The sequence below is a fragment of the Streptomyces deserti genome, assembly GCF_054782695.1.
Genome location: NZ_BAAGRZ010000040.1, coordinates 22,815 through 41,201 on the forward strand (window position 1 = coordinate 22,815; position 18,387 = coordinate 41,201).

Sequence of the window (18,387 nt, forward strand, 5' to 3'; positions counted from 1 at the left end):
CATGGGCGGAGAACGCCCCTACTACGAGATGCGCCACCTGGTCGGCTTCGAGGAGACCAACCTGGTGGGGAACGTCTACTACGTCAACTATGTGCGCTGGCAGGGCCGGTGCAGGGAGATGTTCCTGCGTGACCGGGCCCCGGCCGTGCTGGACGACATCCGAGGCGATCTCAAGCTGTTCACCCTGTCGGTGGGATGCGAGTTCTTCGCCGAGATCACCGCTTTCGACCAGCTGTCGATCCGGATGCGGCTGGAGGACCTGACGCAGACCCAGATCGGGTTCACCTTCGACTACGTGCGGCTGCGCGGCGGGGACGGCGAGGGCGATGCCGACGGGCCCGTCACCGAGGACCTCGTCGCCCGGGGCAGGCAGCGCGTGGCCTGTATGCGCGGGCCCAACACCGACACCCGGCCGACCCGGGTGCCCGAGGCGCTGCGCCGCGCGCTGGAGCCGTACGCGCTCCTGGCGGCCGGCTCGGCGCCCTCTGGGCGGCTCGCGGCGGCGACGGGCGGGGGGTGACGGCGTGGCCGACGGCCGCGCGGACGGCCCGCGCCCGCCCGCCCCGGACAGGGCGCCCGCGCTGCTGGACAACGATCGCCGCGAGCTGCGCGGCGTGCTGGGCTCCTTTGCGACCGGCATCACCGTCCTGACGGCGGGCCGGGAGCTGCCGAGGGGCATGACGGCGAACTCCTTCACCTCCGTGTCGCTGGATCCGCCGCTGGTGCTGGTGTGCGTGCTGCGCACGGCGGCACTGCACGACCTGCTGCTGGACGAGAAGGCGTTTGCGGTGTCCGTGCTCTCCGCGGACCAGGAGCCGATCGCGCGCCGCTTCGCGGACCGCGGGCGGCCGCGTGGCGCCCGGGAGTTCGAGGCGGTGGAGACCGAGCCGGGCCGCCGTACCGGCGCGCCGATCCTGTCGGGTGCCCTGGCCTGGCTGGAGTGCGGTGTGGAGGCGGTGTACGACGGCGGGGACCACTCGATCCTGCTCGGCGCCGTGCTCGACGCGGGCCGCGGGCCGGGCGGCGACGCCCTGCTGTTCTACGGCGGCGCCTTCCACCGCCTGGCGCCGTCCACCGTCTGAGTCCGCCCAGGGCTGTACCCGCCGGGCCGCGGTCGCCGTTCGCGACGACCGCGGCCCGGCGGCGTCTTCAGCCGTGGGCGTTGTCCGCCGTGCCGTGGTGCCGCCTTCCGTGCCCGGGCAGCGCCCCGCCCGAGTTCACCCCGCGCCGAGGAGCACCCCGAGGCGTTCCAGGGAGCGCCGGGCCCGCGCCGGATCGTCCCCGGCGCCCACCAGCAGCCCGTGCACCTGTGAGGCGAAGCAGCTCTCCGCGTCGTAGGGCGGGACCAGGAAGCCGCCCAGTTCCAGCGTGACGAGCCCGTGCAACGCGATCCACATGTGATGGGCCACCAGACGTGCGTCGCCGTCCCGGAAGCGGCCCGCCGCCATGGCCGCCGCCACCGCGCGGGTCACGGGTTCGAGGGTGTAGCGGCCGTGCTGCCGGTCCTCCTCGGTGAGGCTGAACCCGCCGAACCCCACCCCGCCGAACATCACGCCGTACAGGTGCCGGTGCTCGAGCGCATTGCGGCGGTAGGCGAGCCCCATCGCCGCGATGTCGGCCACGGGGTCGTCGCTCGGAGTGACCTCGCTCATCCGCCGGTCGAGCCGGGCGAAGCCCTCGTGGACCATCGCCCGCACCAGATCGTCCATGCCGCCGAAGTGGGTGTAGACGGCGGTGGTCGAGGAACCCACCGCGGAGGCGAGCCGGCGGGTCGTCAGCGCCCGGGGTCCCTCCTCGGTCAGCAGCTGCGCAGCGGCCTCCACGAGATCGGCCCGCAGCCTCGGATTTGCCTGACGTGGACTCACCCTTGACGCCCCCTCAGTCGTTCGACACGCTATACCGTAACTATGTTACATAACGGTGATACGCTACGGAGGGCGGAACGATGATCGCATCGAAAGCCGAACTGGCCGGCCTCTCCGACGCTCCCCCCGTCACACGGGAGGTGGTCGTCTCCGCGCCCCCCGTGCTCGGCGCGCTCCCCCCGGAGCTGGACGGCACCTTCCTCACCATCGGCCCTCACCCGCTACGACGCCCGTCCGGCGAGCACCTGTTCGCAGGCGACGGCATGGTGCACGGCGTACGGCTGCGCGACGGCCGCGCCGAGTGGTACCGCAACCGCTGGCTGCGCACCGACCGCGTCGCCCGCATCCTCGGCGAACTGCCGGCCCCCGGCCCCCGGCACGGCCCGAACGACAACGCCAACGCGAACATCGTCCGCCACGCCGGCCGCACCCTCGCCCTCGGCGACGGCGGCCCGCTCCCACTCCAGATCGACCCCGCCCTCGACACGGTGGCCCGCGTCGACTTCGACGGCACGCTGCGCGGCGGATTCTCCGCACACCCGCAGCACGACCCGGTCACCGGCGAACTCCACGCGATCACGATGTCGCTGGAGCCGCCGTACGCCACCTACCTCGTCGTCGACGTGCACGGCCGGGTACGCCGCTCGGTCCCGGTGCCGCTGAAGCGTCCGGTCATGACGCACGCGTTCTCCCTGACGGAGCGCTACGCGCTCGTCTACGACCTCCCCGTGGTGTTCAGCCCCGCCGCCGCGGCGGTGGGCTCACGCGTCCCCTACGCCTGGAACGACGGCCATGGCGCGCGCCTCGGGCTGCTCCCGCGCGACGGCGGCCCCAACGACATCCTCTGGGTCGAGCTGTCGCCGTGCTTCGTCTTCCACCCCGTCAACGCCTACGAGGCAGGCCGGCACCTCGTCGTCGACGTGATCCGCCATCCGCGCGTCTTCGACCGGGACCCGCACCGCCCCGGTGAGACGCCCCCCGCCCTGGTCCGCTGGACGGTGGACGCGGCGGCGGGCACGGTCGTCGAGGAAGGACTCTCCGACCTGGTCCAGGAGTTCCCGGTGATCGACGACCGGGTGCGCGGCACCCGGCACTGCATCGCCTTCACCACGGCCCTCGCCCCGTGCGGCGGTGAGCTGCTGGGCGGTCCGGCGCTGCTGCGCCACGACCTCGCCGCCGGGCGGACCGACACCCACGCGCTGCCCCCGGGCCGCACGAGCGGCGAAGCCGTCTTCGTCCCCCGCGAGCCGCGCGCCCCCGAGGGCGACGGCTGGCTGCTGAGCATGGTCACCGACGCCCGGACGGGGCGCGGCGAGCTGATGGTCCTCGACACCGCCGACTTCACCGGCCCCCCGACCGCCGTGGTCCCGCTGCCGGTCCGGGTGCCGCACGTGTTCCATGCGGTGTGGGTGGACGGCGGCTGACCGCGGCGGCGCGGGTCCGGCAGGTCAGCGCCCGGCGGTGTACCCCCGGGTGGTGACCCGCTTCGCCGCCTCCTCGAAGTAGCCCGGATCGTCCGGGAGTCCGGTGTCGAGGCCGGTGACGTAGCGGTTGTACATGCAGAACGCGGCGGCGATCAGCACGGTGTCGTGGATCTGCCGGTCGTCGGCGCCGGCCGCCCGCGCGGCCGCGACGGTGCCGGGCGCCACGGGCCGCACCGGGCCCCGCACCTCGGCCGCCATCTGCAGTAACGCCCGCAGCCGCGGCGTGATCGGCGCGGTGTCCGGATCCGCGAGCACGGCGTCGACGACGGAGCGTCCTCCGTCGAGCTGGGCGGCGGCGAACGCCCCGTGCGAGCGGGCGCAGTAGGGCGTGGAGTTGAGGTGGGACGTGTAGGCGGCGATCAGCTCCCGCTCGCCGCGGGTCAGCGACATGGGGGAGCGCAGCAGCGTCTCGGCCAGGTGACCGAGCGGTGCCGCGGTGTCGGGCCGGTGAGCCATCAGCCCGCGAATGCCGGGCTCGTCGTTGTCCAGGTCGATGTGCGGCATGGTGGTGTCCTCTCCCGAGCGGAACGGCGTGGCCGTGGTCCCGCGGCCGCTTCATGCTCCGCCTCCGACGGGGGAGCGGGCCACTCCCGGCGTGCGGAGGGACACGAGGCCGGAACCACCGGTGCGCCGCTGCCACCGGAGCTCAGCTCCCGCCCGCCTCCCCGGCCCGTGTGTCGCTCGCGGTGAGCGGAGGGGGCCCGTTCCCGTCCGGCGCCGTACGCCTGCCGGGACGGCGCCCCGGGGCGGGCGGCGGCATGAGATGGCGCCTGGCCAGCAGGGCGAGCATGCCGTAACCGCCGACGAGCAGCAGACCGGTGAAGATCCATTCGCGGGATCCCCCCGGGCCGTAGACACGCCCCGGGTTCCCGACGTCGACGGCCGCGACCCGCTGTCCGGCGGTCAGCGAGGCGCGGCCGCGTCCGTACATCCTGACCTGCTCGCGCACCTGTGTGCCGTCGGCGGAGCGGAAGGAGCCCACCCACTCGCATGTCTCGTGTCCCGGATGCCGGACGCAGGACACCTGCTCGGCGGTGAACGTCCCCGGGACGCCGTCGCCCGTCGCCGCGCGCAGCACGTTGCCCACATTGGGCAGCGAGACCCCCAGCAGCGCGCACGCGGTCACCAGCAGCACGAGAGACACGAAACCCGACGGTCGCCTCGCCCCAGGGCCGCTCAACGGGTCCGTTCCCCCGTCACGCCTGGGCCGCGCAGGTGCAGCGCGCTCCCGCGTTGTCCGCCCTGTCCGCCCGAACGTGCAGGACCATGGCGACCACCATGGGCAGGGTGACGAGCGCGTTGTAGAACAGGTGCAGTTCCACCCGCGGCGCGACCAGCTGGACGATGCTCGTGGGCACGGCACGGCCGGCCAGATACGCCCCGGACATCGCCTGGACGAGCAGCAGCAGGTGCTCGAAGTGGTGCCACACCTGCACGCCGAGGGTGATGTTCCACCATGTGCGTGAGCTCCCGGTGAATCCCGGGCGCAGCAGCACGAACCCGACGAGCATGATCAGGGCGTAGCCGTAGTGCATCCACTCCGAGGTGACCAGCCAGGGGAACGGGATCCCGAGGACACCCCGAGCCTCGGGCACCGGCCAGCCCATGACGTAGATTTGCACGGCCTGGGCGAGGTGCTCCGCCCAGTGGGCCAGGACGATGACGAGGAAGACCCTCAACCCGATCTTGTGGAGCCGGCCGTTGAGGACGTCGATGCCGTCGCGCATCCGGTACAGCGCTGCGGTGTTGGCTGACATGGGAAACCTCCGTGGTCCACGGTCAGGGGTCATCACAGCAGTGCACCCGGCGCCAAGCCTTCTTCGTACGTGCCCAGTTGGGCCACAACCGGCTCAGTGCTGCGGCTGGACGAGCACCTGCCGGAGCTCGGCGGTGCACATCATGTAGCCGTCGGGGGTCGGCAGCTGCCCGAGGTAGTGGGCGAGGTCGGCACCCAGCGCGAACACCCGCACCGGGGTGCCCGCGGCACGCGCCGACTCCACCACCTTGCGCACTGCGTCCATGACGGCCGGGTGCCGGGTCTGGTAGGTGCTGGCGACCAGGTGGTTGCTCCGGTCCGCGGCGAGATAGAACTGCACGAGGTCCTTCATGCCGACGAACAGCTCGCTGGCGCCCGCGGCGCAGAGCGCGGTGGTGGCGTGCACGGCCGAGGGCGTCTCGATGAACGCCGACAGGGGCACCTCGGCCGGCACCTCGAGGTGTGTCCTGAGCCGGGCGAACTCCTGCTCGTCGGTGAGGAACGGAGCCGCCAGATGCACGCGGTCCGCGTCGTCACCGAGCCGTTCGCGCAGCGACCCGAGCACGGTGTGCAGCGCGTTGCGGTAGGCCGCCGAACCCAGCAGCCAGCGCGCGCCGTGCAGGCCCAGCTCGGGGTTCGGCTCGACCGCGACCGGGGTCAGCTCGGTGACCTCGGCGGCGTGGTCGGAACGGAGGTCGAGAAGCCTCAGGATCAGCCGCTGGCCGGGCAGGAGCGCCTCGACGAAGGCGCACAGCCGGTCGGCGATGGACCGCCCGTAGACCGCGATGTCGGCGGGGCCGCCGGCCAGGGCGTCGAGCGGACGCAGGCCCGCCGCCAGGCAGAGGAACTCCTCCCGGATGAAGAAGGAGTCCACCCGCTTCGCGTTCGGCCCGCACGTGTTGATCTGGTGGATGTCCTGAAGATCCGCGATGACCGCGCAGGCCGAGCCGAGATCGTCCGGCGAGGGACTGCGCGGACTCGGGTCGGACCCGACGGTGATCGACTGGCTGTCCAGATGAAGCGTCACTTCGCCGACCAGGTGGGCGAGATCCGCCTGGTCGACGCGGAGCACGGGGATGCCCCGGCCACGGCAGATGGACTGCATGTGGCCGGTCAGCCCGCCCGCACCGCAGACCACCGCCCGGGCCGCCACGATCGCGTCGTACAGACCCGCTTCGAGAGACGGGGCGACGAGAATTGTTCCCTCGAGTGGATTTCTTGTGCGGTTACAGATACCTCTCAGCACACTCTGTGTACCACCGGCCAGAAGGAATCCCTGAATTCGTCGCCCGTTCAACTAGCCCTCCAGGTCTTCGCGGTTCCCGATCTTCAGTTGTCGGCGCAGCTGCCGTGGCGTGACGGAGACGTCGGTGAGCCGCCGGACGGCGGCCCGGTTGACGACGGTTCTCAGCAGACGGTCGCGCCGGGAAGCATCCATGGGAAGGGCCGGCATTTCACCCAGGGACCGCAGACAGGTCTCCAACCGGGAATCCAGCAGTTCCCGTTCATTTCGCGTACGCGCGGCCAGCCTTCGTGCCTCCAGTACCACAGCCTCCTCGAATCGGCCGCGGTACGCATCCTCGACATTGCTGCCCTCGCTCCCTGAGGGGGATTTGGTCCGAGCCGAACCGTCAGGTGATTCCAGTTGTTCGATCACCCGTGCGGCGACCGAGACGGACTGGTTCTTGATGGCGGCGAGATTGAAGGCGAACGCGCCGGTGCGGCCGTTGCGCACGATCTCGTCACCCTCCCTCGGCACGCCGACCGCGCAGATCGGACCGGTCGGCTCTCCGCCGGGGCCCAGCAGCGCCCCCGCCCCGTCGACCTCCAGGCCGCGCCCCGTGCGCTCGTGGGGCACCGCGATGCCCTTGCGGAGGATGTTCTCCCACAGCGGTCCGCCGACCCTGCTGTAGTCCCACTCCCTGCCGAAGTTGGCCACCACCAGGTCCGCCTCGACGGTCTGCGTCTGCCTCCGGGCCGCGACCGAGACGAGCAGTCCTCCGGACGCCGTCGGCGTGATGCGCTCGACCCTGCCGACCACCAGCCGCACCGCCCCGTTCGCCGCGCGCATCGCCCGCTCGATGACCGCCATCGTGTACTCCACCGCACCGACCCGGAGCGCGGCGATCGCGGTACTGAACTCGTCCAGCAGGCTGCGCAGTTCGGTGGTGGGAATCCGCTCGATGGCCTCGGGAAGATACGGCTCCCACGCCTTGGCCACCCGCTCCGCGACCACCGCCGCGTCGACTCCGGGGTGGGCCCGGACGACCGTCGCACACGCCGTCTCCCACTCGTTTCGGACCCGGGCGAGGAACTCGGCACGGTTCCGGTACGGCTCCAGCAACGATTTCGGGCAGGGCAGCGGTAAGACCTCGTGCTCATGGCCGTCCGGGTACGTGCGGAACATCGTCCCGCTCCTGGAGATCAGATGAATCGTCCCGGTGTGGCCCCGGCGCAGCAGCAGGCCCGCCGAGTCGTAGGCGCTCAGCACGGATCCGACGATCGCGACGGTCGCCTCGGGCGGCAGGGACTCGAGTGTGCGGACGCCGGCCGCGGAGTACGGCTCCCGGACGAATGACGGATGCCCGAGCACCTCGGCGGCGAAAGGCGGCTGCCTCAGTTCCAGGCCGGTCGCGAGCACGACGTGCTCGGCGGGCAGCACCTCCGTCTCCGGCTCCCGCCCGGCCCGTGGACCGCCCGTGGCGGGCCGTCGCACGGTCACCTCGATCCCGGAGCGGCGGACGTCCATGTCGACCGCCTCGCCGTCCGCTTCGACGAGCACGGCGCCGGGACGGGCCTCCCGCGCGGCCTCGGCCAGCCGGTCGGTCAGGTAGTCCTGGAATATCCGGCGGGGCGCCGGGCCCTGCTCGACGAACTCGAACCCGGCCCAGGGCGCCGGCCAGTCCCGGCGGTCGGCCTCGTGATTGGCCCAGCGGACGAAGTCGAGAACGTCCTCCCGGAATACCGACATGCGGCCCGCCTGGATGTTGAACACATGGTCCCAGGGATTGCCGTCCCGGTGATAGGCGATACCGGCGGACCGATATGCGGAACGCCGCTCGAGCAGGACGATCTCGAGCGGCTGGCGCGCGAAATGGAGCAGCCGAATCGCCGTGGCGGTGCCGGCCAGTCCGGCGCCGACTATGAGTACTCTTGGACGTTCATCTGTTCTGTTCATGATGGACCTCCCCGTTGGGTGATGAAAAAGGCTCGCCGGTGCTGCTGTCCGCTGCCGAAAGCAGGGCCGGCTGACGTAGTGTGCTGCGGAATTGGGCGGGTGCCGTTCGGGCCGAGGCGTTCCGTCCTTTCCGGCACGGGCATCGGCGATGCGGCCGCGCGCCGGACCGCGCGTGCTCAGCGGGGCAGCCGGCTGCTCGGCAGCGCCCGGAGCCGTGACGGCGGGGTCGCGCCGGGAGTGCGCGAAGGCGGGGCGCGCCGCCGGATGCGGCGCGCCCCGGCAGGAGCCGATGCGTCATCAGGAGAGGATCGGACGGTCGATCGTCGCGCTGAGGTTCCGCCCTTGGTCCATGGCGCAGAGGACGGGGAGGACGGCGACACCGTGCGCGGCGGCGTGTTCGGCGAGTTCCCGGTACTCCTGCTCGGATGCGCCGGTCACCGACATGATCACGATAATTCCGTAGCCCTGGACCACCATCCGCTCGGCGACCGTTCTGGCGGCGGTCAGCTGGGCTTCGGTGCCGTGGTCCCCCAGTGCCACGACGGCGACGTCGATGCTGCCGGTCCACTCCACCAGCTCGGCTGTGTACTCCTCGAGTCGGCCACGGTCGAAAAGGTCGACTTCGACGGCCTCGGCGACCAGCCCGGCATCAATTATCTGGCGAGCCGCAGCTTCGGCTCGGTCGCGTGAAGAATCTGCAAAGAAAATGAGTGCACGCTGGCTGGCAAACGCCCTGACCATCGCGGCACTGTAGGCCGAAGTGACACCGTATACGACCACCGTCTTGTCCTCAAGGAGCACGAAACACTTCCTATCCATGTCCTGTAGTTGCGAGAAGCGCACCACCCTGGCTTCGGGAACAACGGCTACCCTCCCATGGGATGTCGCGGGTCTTGCTCCTTTTCGGACGGCCTGCTGTCCCGCCTCCCTTCGAATGGTCGTCGGAATACATCGGAGCAGGTCGGCTCGGCGTGTCGGGAGATGCTGGTCACAGGCGATCATGACGGAGCCGCGCGCGGCGCATCGGCCGGCGCGCGGCGGTCGGCGGGGGAGCCGGAAGGAGACCGAATCAGCACCCGCCGGGCATCGGGGATTCGGGGCAGCTCAGACCGAGCAGATGATCTTGTGCGCTATCGACGCAATACGGGAGAACCTGGACGAGCCGCTCGTTGTGAAGTGCATATTCCTGTGTGCGGGACCCCATGACACAGCGAAGCTCCGGTCGGCGGGGTGACTGGACGTCACCCCGCCGACCGGAGCTTCGCTTCGGGCCGAACCGTCCTGGCTACCGCACCAGTCGGGCTGCCTTGGGAGCCGTGCGATCGAGCCACCAGTGGGCGATCAGGAGGTTGATCACCCAACTGCCCCAGGTGGAGAGTTCGAGCATGAACGACAGACTGACCTCGAACCCCGGGAAGGCCTGCATCAGCTCGGACAGCACCCGGCCCCAGGTGGTGCCGAGGGAGATGGCGAAACTGTAGATCATCCAGCGGCGGTGGTCGATGTACCGGCGCCGGCGGGCGGCCCGGTAGCCGAGCAGCGTGGTGACGATCCACAGCACCCCCGACAGCATCAGACCGAAGGCGCCGAACGGGGCCTGGCTGAAGGGCACGAGGGCGAACGCCAGCACCGTCGTGGGCAGTGCCGCGGCGAAGAGGTACACCCGCCCGCTCACCCGGTGCACCCGCGGGTGATGGCGGCGTATCCAGGGCAGCACCTGGAGGAGGACCGTCACCAGGGCGAGATTGCCGAGGACCGCGTGCAGCACCACGACCAGGTAGTGCTGTGAGAAGCCCGGGTCCAGCGGGATGCGGGACTGCTGCGGATCTCCGCTGAGGTAGCGGGGGAAGGCGTACAGCAGGTTGAACACGACGACGACGGCGAGTGCGGCCATCCACGGGCTGTGCCACCAGCGTCGCTCCGGTCCCGCCGCGGGCCGGGCGCTCGGTGCGCGGTGCCCCACCGTGGTGGCCGGAGCACCTGTTCCCTCTCTGTTCTGTGTCACCGCGGAGCCTCAACTTTCCTCTGGGGGCGGGGAGTGCTTCCGGGGCATCCCGGTCAGTGGTGGAACTCGCCGGCGTTGGCGTCCAAGCAGTGACCGGTGACCGCACGGGACATGTCGGACAGGAGGAAGAGCACGACATCGGCGATATCGTCGGGTTCCGGCAGCCTGCCGAGGTCGAGGGTGGCCGCCACCTCGTCGTAGATGTCCTGCACGGTGACCCCGCGCTGCTGCGCCCACTGGCCGAAGCCCTCGCGCAGGGCGTCCGCCCAGATGTAGCCGGGGGCGACGGTGTTCACCCGGATGCCCTGGGGGCCGAGTTCGGTGGCCAGGCTCTGGGCGAGGGACAGCAGGGCTGCCTTGCTCATCTTGTAGGCGCCGAAGAGCCGCTTGGAGTGGCGCAGCACGGCCGAGTTGACCATCACGACCGATCCGCGGCTGCCGGCCAGCGCGGGTGCGAACAACCGGGTGAGCCGCAGTGCGGCGTACACGTTGGTTTCGAACCCGGCGCGGACGTCGGTCAGGTCGACGTCGAGCAGGTCGGTCAGCGGGGGTACGGCGAAGGCATTGTTGACGAGGGCGTCGACCCGGCCGAAGGTGTCCGTCGTCACCTTGGCCAGGGCGGCGGCCGAGGTTTCGTCGGTGATGTCGGTCGGCACGGCCAGGGCTCGGCGCCCGGTCTGCTCCACCTCGGCGGCGATCTCCGCGAGCCGGGAGTCCGTTCGGGCGGCGAGCACGACGTCCGCCCCGGACCGCGCCGCCCGCAGGGCGATCGCCCGCCCCAGGCCCGGTCCGACTCCGGAGACGACGACGACCTTGTTCTCGAGCATGGTGATCCTCCGACATCGGGGCCTATGCGGACGGGAGTTCGATCGACAGCGAGTGGCGGAACACGTTGCGCGGGTCGTAGCGTTGCTTGACCTGCTGAAGGCGCGGATAGTTGGCGCCGTAGTACAACACCGGCCAGGGCACACCCGAGGTGTTCCAGGCGGGGTCGGCCAGATCGACGTCGGGATAGCCGATGTACGCGCCGTCGTTGACGTCGTCGGGGACGGGCACCCCGCCGGTCCCGGCGTAGACGTCGCGGTAGAACCGCCGCATCCATGCGATGCGGGCCTCGTCCTGGTCCTCGGACTGCCACACTCCGCCGCTGTAGACGACCTTGAGTATCGAGTCCCGCTGGGCGGTGGCCGTGGCCTCGGGGGAGACGGTGTTGACCTTTCCGCCGTAGCCGGCGACCACCACGCACGTCGTCGGGTTGGACTGGTCCGGATCGGTCAGATAGCGGTAGATGACCTGTCGCTGATGTGCGGTGAAGCCCTTGCGGAAGTTGCCCGACTTGTCCTTGTAGCGGCCCTGGGGGTCGTTGGGAAAGCTGTACGAGGGCATCCAGGAGCTGAACCACGGGACGACCTCCGCGGTGTGCACCACCGGGTCGACACCGACGCCCTCGGTGACGGACACGTAGTGCTCGTCGAAGACGGCCTCGGCGTCCGGTCCGTCATGGTCGATCACCACCGTCATGCCGAACATCCCGGAGGACCGGTGGGTGGCGATCAGATTGCTCCAAAGGCCCGCCGCGGGACTGCCGGCGTCGTTGTTCTTCTCGTACCACTCCCCGTAGTTGCGCAGCAGCGCGCCGAAGGCGTCCTCCGTCATGCCGTCCCACGGCCACATGACGGTGCGCTTCCAGACCTGGGCCGGGGCCTTGGGCAGGAGCGCGGCGGGGTCGTCGGAGTCGGCGCCCGGCGTGCGCAGCCAGTACCGCGTCACGACCCCGAAATTGCCGCCGCCACCGCCGGTGTGCGCCCACCACAGATCGCGGTGCGGGTCGTCGGGGTCGGCGGTGGCCACCACGGCCCGGGCCCTGCCGGACTCGTCGACGACCACCACCTCCACGGCGTACAGGTGGTCGATCACCAGGCCGTGCCGGCGCGAGAGGTGGCCGTAACCACCGCCCAGGACATGGCCGCCGGCGCCGACGTCGAAGCAGGTGCCGCCGGGGATGGTCACCCCCCAGCGCTTGAACAGGGTGCGATAGACGTCGCCCAGCGTGGCCCCCGCCCCGACCTCGATGGCGCGGCGCCGCTGGTCGTGCGCGATGCCGTTCAGCTGGGACAGATCCAGCAGCACATCGATCTCGGGTGCGGCGGTGAAGTTCTCGAAGCAGTGCCCGCCGCTGCGGACCGCGATCCGCTTGCCGGCGGCCACCGCGTGCCCGACCGCCGTCAGCACCTCGTCGGTGTCCAAGGGAAGGCACACCCGTTCGGGCCGACCCGTGAAGCGGTGGTTGTAGCTCTGGACGAGGTTCTCGTAGCGGGCGTCCCCGGGCTCGATGACCAGCAGGGACGTCGGTCCAACGGCCGTGTCCGTCATGCTTGTTCGCGCCTTCCTGTGTCCGGTGCCGCAGCAGACGTTCGCACGGCGGTGGCACGGGCCACATCTCGTGGCTTGCGCAGCTCCTCCCGCGGCCCGTTCTGCGCACCGAGGGGCCGCGGCCGGCCGCCGCCGGGGGCGGTGCGCGACGTTGCCAGCGCGAGGGCGTCCGCGCGCATCCGGCCGCCGAGCCGCGGCCGCTGCCTGGTACCGGAGTACTCCCGGGGTGTGGCGCCACTGGTGCGGCGCAGCACGGTCACGCTGTTCTGCCGCAGCTTGTGGCTCTCCAGCAGGCTCAGCACCTCGAACTCGCCGGGACGCAGCCGCTGGCTCTCCGCGATGTACTGGAGGATCGCCTCCCCCTCCGGGTAGGTCATCAGGTAGTGCATGACCACGATCCCGCCGTCGGGATCGATCAGCTCCCAGCAGTTCTCGAAGAAGTAGAGGCAGTCCCAGGCGTCCACCCAGGCGAAGTCGATGGGCCGGAACTCGTCGGGCAGACGCTCGACGGCGCCGCGCAGGTCCGCGTTGACCACGGTGACCCGGTCGGCCAGGCCGAGTTCGGTCAGTGCCCGCGTCACCTGGGGGGCCGACGAGCCGGCGTCGGAGAAGTCGTCGATCGCGACGAGCCTCGGCCGGTAGGGCTCGAGATAGTGGGACGGCACCAGCAGCGCGGGCTCGGCCTGGATCCAGTCCTCGTCCAGCTCCCGGCCGTCCTCGAGGTACGGCAGGGTCTTGCGGGCCAGCCCGTCGGCCTCGGCCGCGGCGAGCTCCTCGGCCTCGGCCAGCGCGCGCGCCAGGAACGGGGTGGTGTGCCCCATCCCGATCTCCAGCACCCGGTGCGGCCGCACCAGGTGGATCAGGGAGGCGAGGAGCGGGGCCGCCGCCTCGGTGCCCATGCCGGGCATCCGCAGCCGCTCGACCACGGCCCGGAACCGCCGGTCGACCGCCGCGTCACGTGGCATTCCCGGCACCCCTGCCCTGCTCGTACTCGACGGCCTGGTAGAGCGCCTTGATGTTGCCGCTGCCGAACGAACGCGCCCCCATGCGCTCGATGACCTCCAGGAAGAGAGTGCCCTTCGGGTGCACGGACCGGGTGAAGATCTGGAACAGCTGCCCGTCGTGGTCCTCGTCGATCAGGATGTTCAGGCGTTCCAGCTCGGACACCGAATGCCTGAGCGGCGTCAGGCGCTCCGGCAGCACGCGGTAGTAGGCGGCGGGGGTGGGCAGGAAGTCCACGCCCTGGGAGGCGAGCGCATCCACCGAGCGCACGATGTCGTCCGTGGCGAAGGCGATGTGCTGCACGCCGGGCCCGTTGTGACTCTTCAGGAACTCGTCCAGATGGCCGGTCGCCTTGGACCGGTCCGGCGTGACCAGGGTGAAGGTGACCCCGCCGGAGCGGCTCTCGACCACCTTGGTGATCATGACCTGGTCGTCGACCTCGATCCGCTCGGTGAAGATCAGCTCGAAGTCGAGCACCGCCCGGTAGAACTCGACCGTCAGGTCCATCTCCGCGGGCTCGACGCAGATCGCGAAGTGGTCGATCTCCTGCAGGCCGCTGTCCGGGACACCGGTGTCCCGGACAGCCGGCGAGAGACCGGGCAGCGTGCCGTCGGCCCCGCCGTCCGCGCGCTGCACGAACGTGTGCGTGATGTCGCCGATCCCCGTGATGGCCGCGGTGACCAGGTCGCCGTGCGCCGTCGGCGCCGACACCGGCCGGGCGCCGCGGCGGACCGCCTCCGTGAAGGCGGCGGCCGCGTCCGGGACGCGCAGCGCGATGTCGGCCACCCCGTCGCCGTGCCTGTCCACGTACTCGGCACCGGGATGAGTCCCGGCGAGCGGCTCGCTCAGCAGCATCCGGATGTCCCGCCGGCCCAGCATCACCGAGCGCGCCCCGCCCGGCTCCGGCTCGTCGTCCGACCGCGCGTACACCGTGAGGCCGTACCCCTGGGCCAGCCAGTCGGTCGCGCCCGCGAGGTCCGTGACATAGAACCCGACATGGTCGACGGTCATCCCCGAGAAGGGCGTCGCGGCCGCTTCCGTCCGTCCGCTCATCGTCGTCTCCTTGTTCTTCCGCAGGCGCCGCACGAGCGTGCGCGGCCTGAGGTCCGTCCAGTGCTGGTTCACGTAGGCCAGGGACGTGGCGCGGTCGGCCGGCGGGTGGGCGACGGTCCAGCCCGCCGGCACCGTCGCGGCGGCCGGCCAGAGCGAGTGCTGGCCCTCGTCGTTGACCAGGACCGAGAACAGCGCGTGCTCGTCGTCGAAGGCATCGGTCATCGTTGCTCTCCTTCCGTCCGATCTGCCGTCGCCGGCCCGGGCGGCCCCAGGAGGGCGTCCAGGCCGAGCACCGTCGGCGCGTCGAAGAACTGGGTGATCGTCAGGTCCGTGTCGAACTCCGACCGGATACGGCTGAGCAGGCGCATCGCCGCCAGTGACTGTCCGCCCAGGTCGAAGAAGCTGTCGTCGATGCCCACCCGGGGCACCTCCAGCGCCTCCGCGAACAGCGCGCACAGCTTCTCCTGCCGCGCGTTCTGCGGCGCCCGGCCGGTGGAGCCGGTCTCCAGCCCGGGCTTCGGCAGCGCCCGCCGGTCCAGCTTCCCGTTGGGGGTGAGCGGCAGTTCCGGCACGGCGACGAAGGCGGCCGGCACCATGTAGCCGGGCAGCAGCTCCGCCAGGTGCGCCCGCAGGGCCGTGCCGTTGAGGTCGCCCCGCGCGGGTACGTAGTACGCCACGAGCTGCTGCTCCTGGGCCGACGCCACCCCCACCACCGCGGCGTGACGGACGCCCGGGAAGCGTGCCAGCGCCGCCTCCACCTCGGCGAGCTCGACCCGGAAGCCCCTCACCTTGACCTGCTGGTCGGCCCGGCCGAGATACTCCAGCAGGCCGTCGTGGCCCAGGCGCACGAGGTCCCCGGTCCGGTACATCCGCTCTCCGGGCGCGCCGAACGGGTTCGCCACGAAGCGTTCGGCGGTCAGATCGGGCCGGCCGAAGTACCCGCGGGCCAGTCCACGCCCGGAGATGTGCAGTTCACCGACCTCGCCGGCCGGAACGGCACGCAGGCCGGCGTCGAGAACGTGCAGGCGGACGTTGTCCATCGGCCGCCCCACCGGCACCGGGCCCTCGAGCCCGAGCGGGGCCGTCATCGGCAGATGGGTGCTGAACAGCGTCGCCTCGGTCGCGCCGTACATGGCCCGCACCACCAGGTCCGGGTTGTGCTCCAGCGCACGTCGGACGGCGCTCGGCGCGATGACGTCGCCGCCGGTCAGCACCTCCCGCACACCGGTGAGACACCCCGGGTCCGCCTCCATCAGGACCCGGAACAGTCCGGCTGTCAGATGAACGCCGGTGATCCGCTGCTCGGCGATCAGCCGGCGGATGACGGCCACGTCGAGGCCCCCCGCCGGGGGCACCACGGCGTGTCCGCCGTGCAGCAGCGGCACCCAGAGTTCGTAGGTGGAGACGTTGAAGGCGTAGGGCGCCAGCGTCAGCACCCGCTGGTGGCGGTCGCCGTCCCAGATTGAGTCGAGGGCCAGGCCCAGCGCCTCCTTGTGGGTGACGGCGACCCCCTTGGGCGCGCCCGTCGAGCCAGAGGTGTGGATCACATACGCCAGCTGGTCTGGGTCGACCGGGACGCCGGGGTCGTCCGCCGGGTATTCGGCGAGGCCCCGCTCGCCCTCGACGGTCACGACCTCGGCGCCCTCCGGGAGGCCGCGCCCGCGCATCTCCTCGTCCACCAGGAGCACGGGCGGGGCGCAGTGATCCATGATCAGCTGCATGCGCTGCAGGGGGTAGGCGCTGTGCAGCGGGAGGTAGCAGCCGCCGGCCTTGAGCACCGCCAGGATCGCCACCACCACGTCCACGGAGCGTTCCATCAGCACCGCGGCCGGTGTGTCGGTCCCTATCCCCAGCTTGCCCAGCCGGTGCGCGAGCCGGTTCGCGCGCTCGTCCAGCTCCCGGTAGGTCAGGCGGTGGTCGCCGGACGAGACGGCGACGGCATCCGGCGTCCTGAGTGCCTGTTCGGCGAAATTCCCGTGCAGGGAAGGGGAAGCCATGGTTCCTCTCCGGTGTGTGGAATCAGCTGTCGAGAAGTTCCTGAACGGATTGCCGCAGGTCGGGGAACGAGGAAAGATCCGGCACCGTCCAGCCGTTCAGGTCGTACTCCGCCAGGCACTCGTCGACGAGCGCCTTGTAGGAATCCACCTGTCCATTCGCCAGCTGCGCGAAGAGCAACTCGATACGGGTGTTCTCGTGACTTCCCGCATAGTTGCGCTCGTAGAGTTCATGGCGCCCGCCGAACTCGGTGCCCACGGCGTCCCACAGCAGTTTCATCAGCTTGATGCGCTCGACCGCGTCGACACCGCCGGACCCACGGACGTACTTGTCCAGGTAAGGCCGGATCTCCGGATTGGCGAAATCCCTGGAACTGGAGTTGACGTATATCAGCCCGCTGGCCACGTCCTGGAGCACGATCTCCCTGATCCGCGGATAACCGACCTGCATGAACCAGCGGTAGGCGAGACCGTACTGCGGATTGGGCAGCAGCGCGTCGTTGTGCCAGGCGACCGGGTTCCGGGCGGCGGCGTCCGACAGACCCCAGAACAGGTTGCGCCAGGCTAGTACCTCGCCGATACGGCTCTGCACACCGCGGAAGTCGCTCGCGCCGGTGATCTCCAGGGCCTTGGCCAGTAGCCCGGCGATGAACTCCAGCTTCACCGCGAGCCGGGTGCAGCCGTGGAAGGTGAAGCGCTCGATGAAGCCCGACTGGCCGGTGAACATGCGGATCTTTTCCGGCTCGCCGTAGATGAAGACGTTCTCCCAGGGGATGAGCACCTTGTCGAGTACCAGGATGGTGTCGTTCTCGTCCAGCCGTGAGGAGAGCGGGTAGTCGAAGGGGCTGCCCGTCGCCGCCGCCGTCGCCGTGTAGGACGGGCGGCAGATCAGTTTCATCCCGGGGGCGTTCATCGGAACCGTGGCGACCAGCGCGAACGTGCGGTCCTTGATCGGCAGGCCGTAGTGGGCGATGAAGTTGTAGTGCGTGAGCGCCGATCCGGTCGCCACGACCTTCGCCCCGGACACCACCAGGCCGGCGTCCGTCTCCCGCTCGGCGTGCACGAAGACGTCGGCGACCTGGTCCGGCGGCAGTCCGCGGTCGACCGGCGGGTGCACGATCGCGTGGTTCCAGTACAGGACCTGCTCCTGCGACTCGGCGTACCAGCGGCGCGCGTTGTCGGCGAACGGCTCGTAGAACTCCGCGTTCGCGCCGAGGGTGCCGAGGAACGACGCCTTGTAGTCGGGACTGCGGCCCATCCAGCCGTAACTCGCCCGCGCCCAGGCGGCGATGGCCTGCTGGGAGCCGATCAGGTCCTCGCTGGTGCGCGGGGTGGTGAAGAACCGGTGTGTGAAGCCGTCGCTCCCGGTGTCGGTCGGTGCCGTCAGCACCGGTTGCTGCCGCGGATCGTGCAGGGCGTCGTAGAGCCGGGCGACCATCCGGGCCGGATTGTGGAATGCGGGATGGCTGGTGACATCCTTGACGCGCTCTCCGTTGAGATAGATCACGCGGTCGTCGCGAAGACTTTCGAGATATTCCCGCCCGGTCAGCGGGCGGGTCTTCCGCCCGGTTCCGTCACTGGTATCACGACCCTCGGTCATCAGCCGCCTCCCGTTTCCGCCGTCTCGAAGGGAACACCTCAGAGCGTGGCATCCCGAACGGCTCCCGGGCTTCTCCC

17 protein-coding genes are annotated in these 18,387 nt (G+C 70.7%); 3 read left to right on the forward strand and 14 right to left on the reverse strand.

The annotated features are described in order from the left end of the window. The first annotated feature begins 1 nt into the window (after position 1). Positions 2–520, forward strand: coding sequence for an acyl-CoA thioesterase (locus ACYVMZ_RS35865; protein ID WP_461087067.1), 519 nt, complete (start codon positions 2–4; stop codon positions 518–520). Positions 521–524: 4 nt separating this feature from the next. Beyond that, complete coding sequence (locus ACYVMZ_RS35870; protein WP_461087068.1) at positions 525–1,082, forward strand: flavin reductase family protein; 558 nt, start codon at positions 525–527, stop codon at positions 1,080–1,082. Between the two features lie 135 nt (positions 1,083–1,217). On the opposite strand, the gene ACYVMZ_RS35875 is transcribed toward ACYVMZ_RS35870, so the two are convergent. Further along, positions 1,218–1,865 carry a TetR/AcrR family transcriptional regulator gene (locus tag ACYVMZ_RS35875; protein ID WP_461087069.1) on the reverse strand — a complete coding sequence of 216 codons (648 nt, stop codon included), beginning with the start codon at positions 1,863–1,865 and terminating at the stop codon, positions 1,218–1,220. A gap of 80 nt (positions 1,866–1,945) precedes the next feature. On the opposite strand from ACYVMZ_RS35875, the gene ACYVMZ_RS35880 reads away from it, so the two are divergent. Further along, positions 1,946–3,289, forward strand: a complete 1,344-nt coding sequence (locus ACYVMZ_RS35880) for a carotenoid oxygenase family protein (protein WP_461087070.1) — start codon at positions 1,946–1,948, stop codon at positions 3,287–3,289. Positions 3,290–3,313: 24 nt separating this feature from the next. On the opposite strand, the gene ACYVMZ_RS35885 is transcribed toward ACYVMZ_RS35880, so the two are convergent. The 13 genes from ACYVMZ_RS35885 to ACYVMZ_RS35945 form a co-directional block, all read right to left on the reverse strand. Continuing rightward, entirely contained in the window at positions 3,314–3,853 is a 540-nt protein-coding gene (locus ACYVMZ_RS35885) for a carboxymuconolactone decarboxylase family protein (RefSeq protein ID WP_461087071.1), read from the reverse strand. Positions 3,854–3,995: 142 nt separating this feature from the next. Next, positions 3,996–4,493 (reverse strand): hypothetical protein, encoded by a 498-nt coding sequence (locus tag ACYVMZ_RS35890; protein ID WP_461087072.1) that lies wholly within the window; start codon positions 4,491–4,493, stop codon positions 3,996–3,998. Between the two features lie 52 nt (positions 4,494–4,545). Continuing rightward, positions 4,546–5,106 (reverse strand): hypothetical protein, encoded by a 561-nt coding sequence (locus ACYVMZ_RS35895; protein ID WP_461087073.1) that lies wholly within the window; start codon positions 5,104–5,106, stop codon positions 4,546–4,548. 93 nt (positions 5,107–5,199) lie between these two features. Continuing rightward, positions 5,200–6,351, reverse strand: a complete 1,152-nt coding sequence (locus ACYVMZ_RS35900; protein ID WP_461087074.1) for a putative PEP-binding protein — start codon at positions 6,349–6,351, stop codon at positions 5,200–5,202. Between the two features lie 51 nt (positions 6,352–6,402). Further along, positions 6,403–8,283: an FAD/NAD(P)-binding protein gene (locus ACYVMZ_RS35905; RefSeq protein ID WP_461087075.1), complete on the reverse strand. Its 1,881-nt coding sequence runs from the start codon at positions 8,281–8,283 to the stop codon at positions 6,403–6,405. Positions 8,284–8,580: 297 nt separating this feature from the next. Further along, positions 8,581–9,084, reverse strand: a complete 504-nt coding sequence (locus tag ACYVMZ_RS35910) for an SDR family NAD(P)-dependent oxidoreductase (RefSeq protein WP_461087076.1) — start codon at positions 9,082–9,084, stop codon at positions 8,581–8,583. A gap of 484 nt (positions 9,085–9,568) precedes the next feature. Further along, entirely contained in the window at positions 9,569–10,177 is a 609-nt protein-coding gene (locus tag ACYVMZ_RS35915) for a DUF2306 domain-containing protein (protein WP_461087077.1), read from the reverse strand. Positions 10,178–10,341: 164 nt separating this feature from the next. Next, on the reverse strand, positions 10,342–11,115 hold the full coding sequence (locus tag ACYVMZ_RS35920) for an SDR family oxidoreductase (RefSeq protein WP_461087078.1): 774 nt from the start codon (positions 11,113–11,115) through the stop codon (positions 10,342–10,344). Positions 11,116–11,137: 22 nt separating this feature from the next. After that, positions 11,138–12,661: an FAD-binding oxidoreductase gene (locus tag ACYVMZ_RS35925; protein WP_461087079.1), complete on the reverse strand. Its 1,524-nt coding sequence runs from the start codon at positions 12,659–12,661 to the stop codon at positions 11,138–11,140. After that, entirely contained in the window at positions 12,658–13,626 is a 969-nt protein-coding gene (locus ACYVMZ_RS35930; protein ID WP_461087080.1) for a class I SAM-dependent methyltransferase, read from the reverse strand. The genes ACYVMZ_RS35925 and ACYVMZ_RS35930 overlap by 4 nt, the downstream gene beginning before the upstream one ends. Then, positions 13,616–14,938, reverse strand: a complete 1,323-nt coding sequence (hppD, locus tag ACYVMZ_RS35935; protein ID WP_461087081.1) for a 4-hydroxyphenylpyruvate dioxygenase — start codon at positions 14,936–14,938, stop codon at positions 13,616–13,618. Before hppD ends, ACYVMZ_RS35930 begins: the two co-directional genes overlap by 11 nt. Continuing rightward, positions 14,935–16,713 (reverse strand): non-ribosomal peptide synthetase, encoded by a 1,779-nt coding sequence (locus ACYVMZ_RS35940; protein WP_461087082.1) that lies wholly within the window; start codon positions 16,711–16,713, stop codon positions 14,935–14,937. The genes hppD and ACYVMZ_RS35940 overlap by 4 nt, the downstream gene beginning before the upstream one ends. A gap of 22 nt (positions 16,714–16,735) precedes the next feature. Then, a complete protein-coding gene (locus ACYVMZ_RS35945; protein ID WP_461087083.1) occupies positions 16,736–18,310 on the reverse strand; it encodes a 4-hydroxyphenylacetate 3-hydroxylase family protein in 1,575 nt (524 codons plus the stop codon). Positions 18,311–18,387: the final 77 nt, after the last annotated feature.

Coding starts and splice junctions, on each gene's coding strand:
- ACYVMZ_RS35920 (WP_461087078.1), bottom strand. CDS start 11,115: ATGCTCGAGAACAAGGTCGTCGTCGTCTCCGGAGTCGGACCGGGCCTG.
- ACYVMZ_RS35865 (WP_461087067.1), top strand. CDS start 2: ATGGGCGGAGAACGCCCCTACTACGAGATGCGCCACCTGGTCGGCTTC.
- ACYVMZ_RS35885 (WP_461087071.1), bottom strand. CDS start 3,853: ATGCCGCACATCGACCTGGACAACGACGAGCCCGGCATTCGCGGGCTG.
- ACYVMZ_RS35930 (WP_461087080.1), bottom strand. CDS start 13,626: ATGCCACGTGACGCGGCGGTCGACCGGCGGTTCCGGGCCGTGGTCGAG.
- hppD (WP_461087081.1), bottom strand. CDS start 14,938: ATGACCGATGCCTTCGACGACGAGCACGCGCTGTTCTCGGTCCTGGTC.
- ACYVMZ_RS35925 (WP_461087079.1), bottom strand. CDS start 12,661: ATGACGGACACGGCCGTTGGACCGACGTCCCTGCTGGTCATCGAGCCC.
- ACYVMZ_RS35915 (WP_461087077.1), bottom strand. CDS start 10,177: ATGGCCGCACTCGCCGTCGTCGTCGTGTTCAACCTGCTGTACGCCTTC.
- ACYVMZ_RS35940 (WP_461087082.1), bottom strand. CDS start 16,713: ATGGCTTCCCCTTCCCTGCACGGGAATTTCGCCGAACAGGCACTCAGG.
- ACYVMZ_RS35905 (WP_461087075.1), bottom strand. CDS start 8,283: ATGAACAGAACAGATGAACGTCCAAGAGTACTCATAGTCGGCGCCGGA.
- ACYVMZ_RS35880 (WP_461087070.1), top strand. CDS start 1,946: ATGATCGCATCGAAAGCCGAACTGGCCGGCCTCTCCGACGCTCCCCCC.
- ACYVMZ_RS35945 (WP_461087083.1), bottom strand. CDS start 18,310: ATGACCGAGGGTCGTGATACCAGTGACGGAACCGGGCGGAAGACCCGC.
- ACYVMZ_RS35895 (WP_461087073.1), bottom strand. CDS start 5,106: ATGTCAGCCAACACCGCAGCGCTGTACCGGATGCGCGACGGCATCGAC.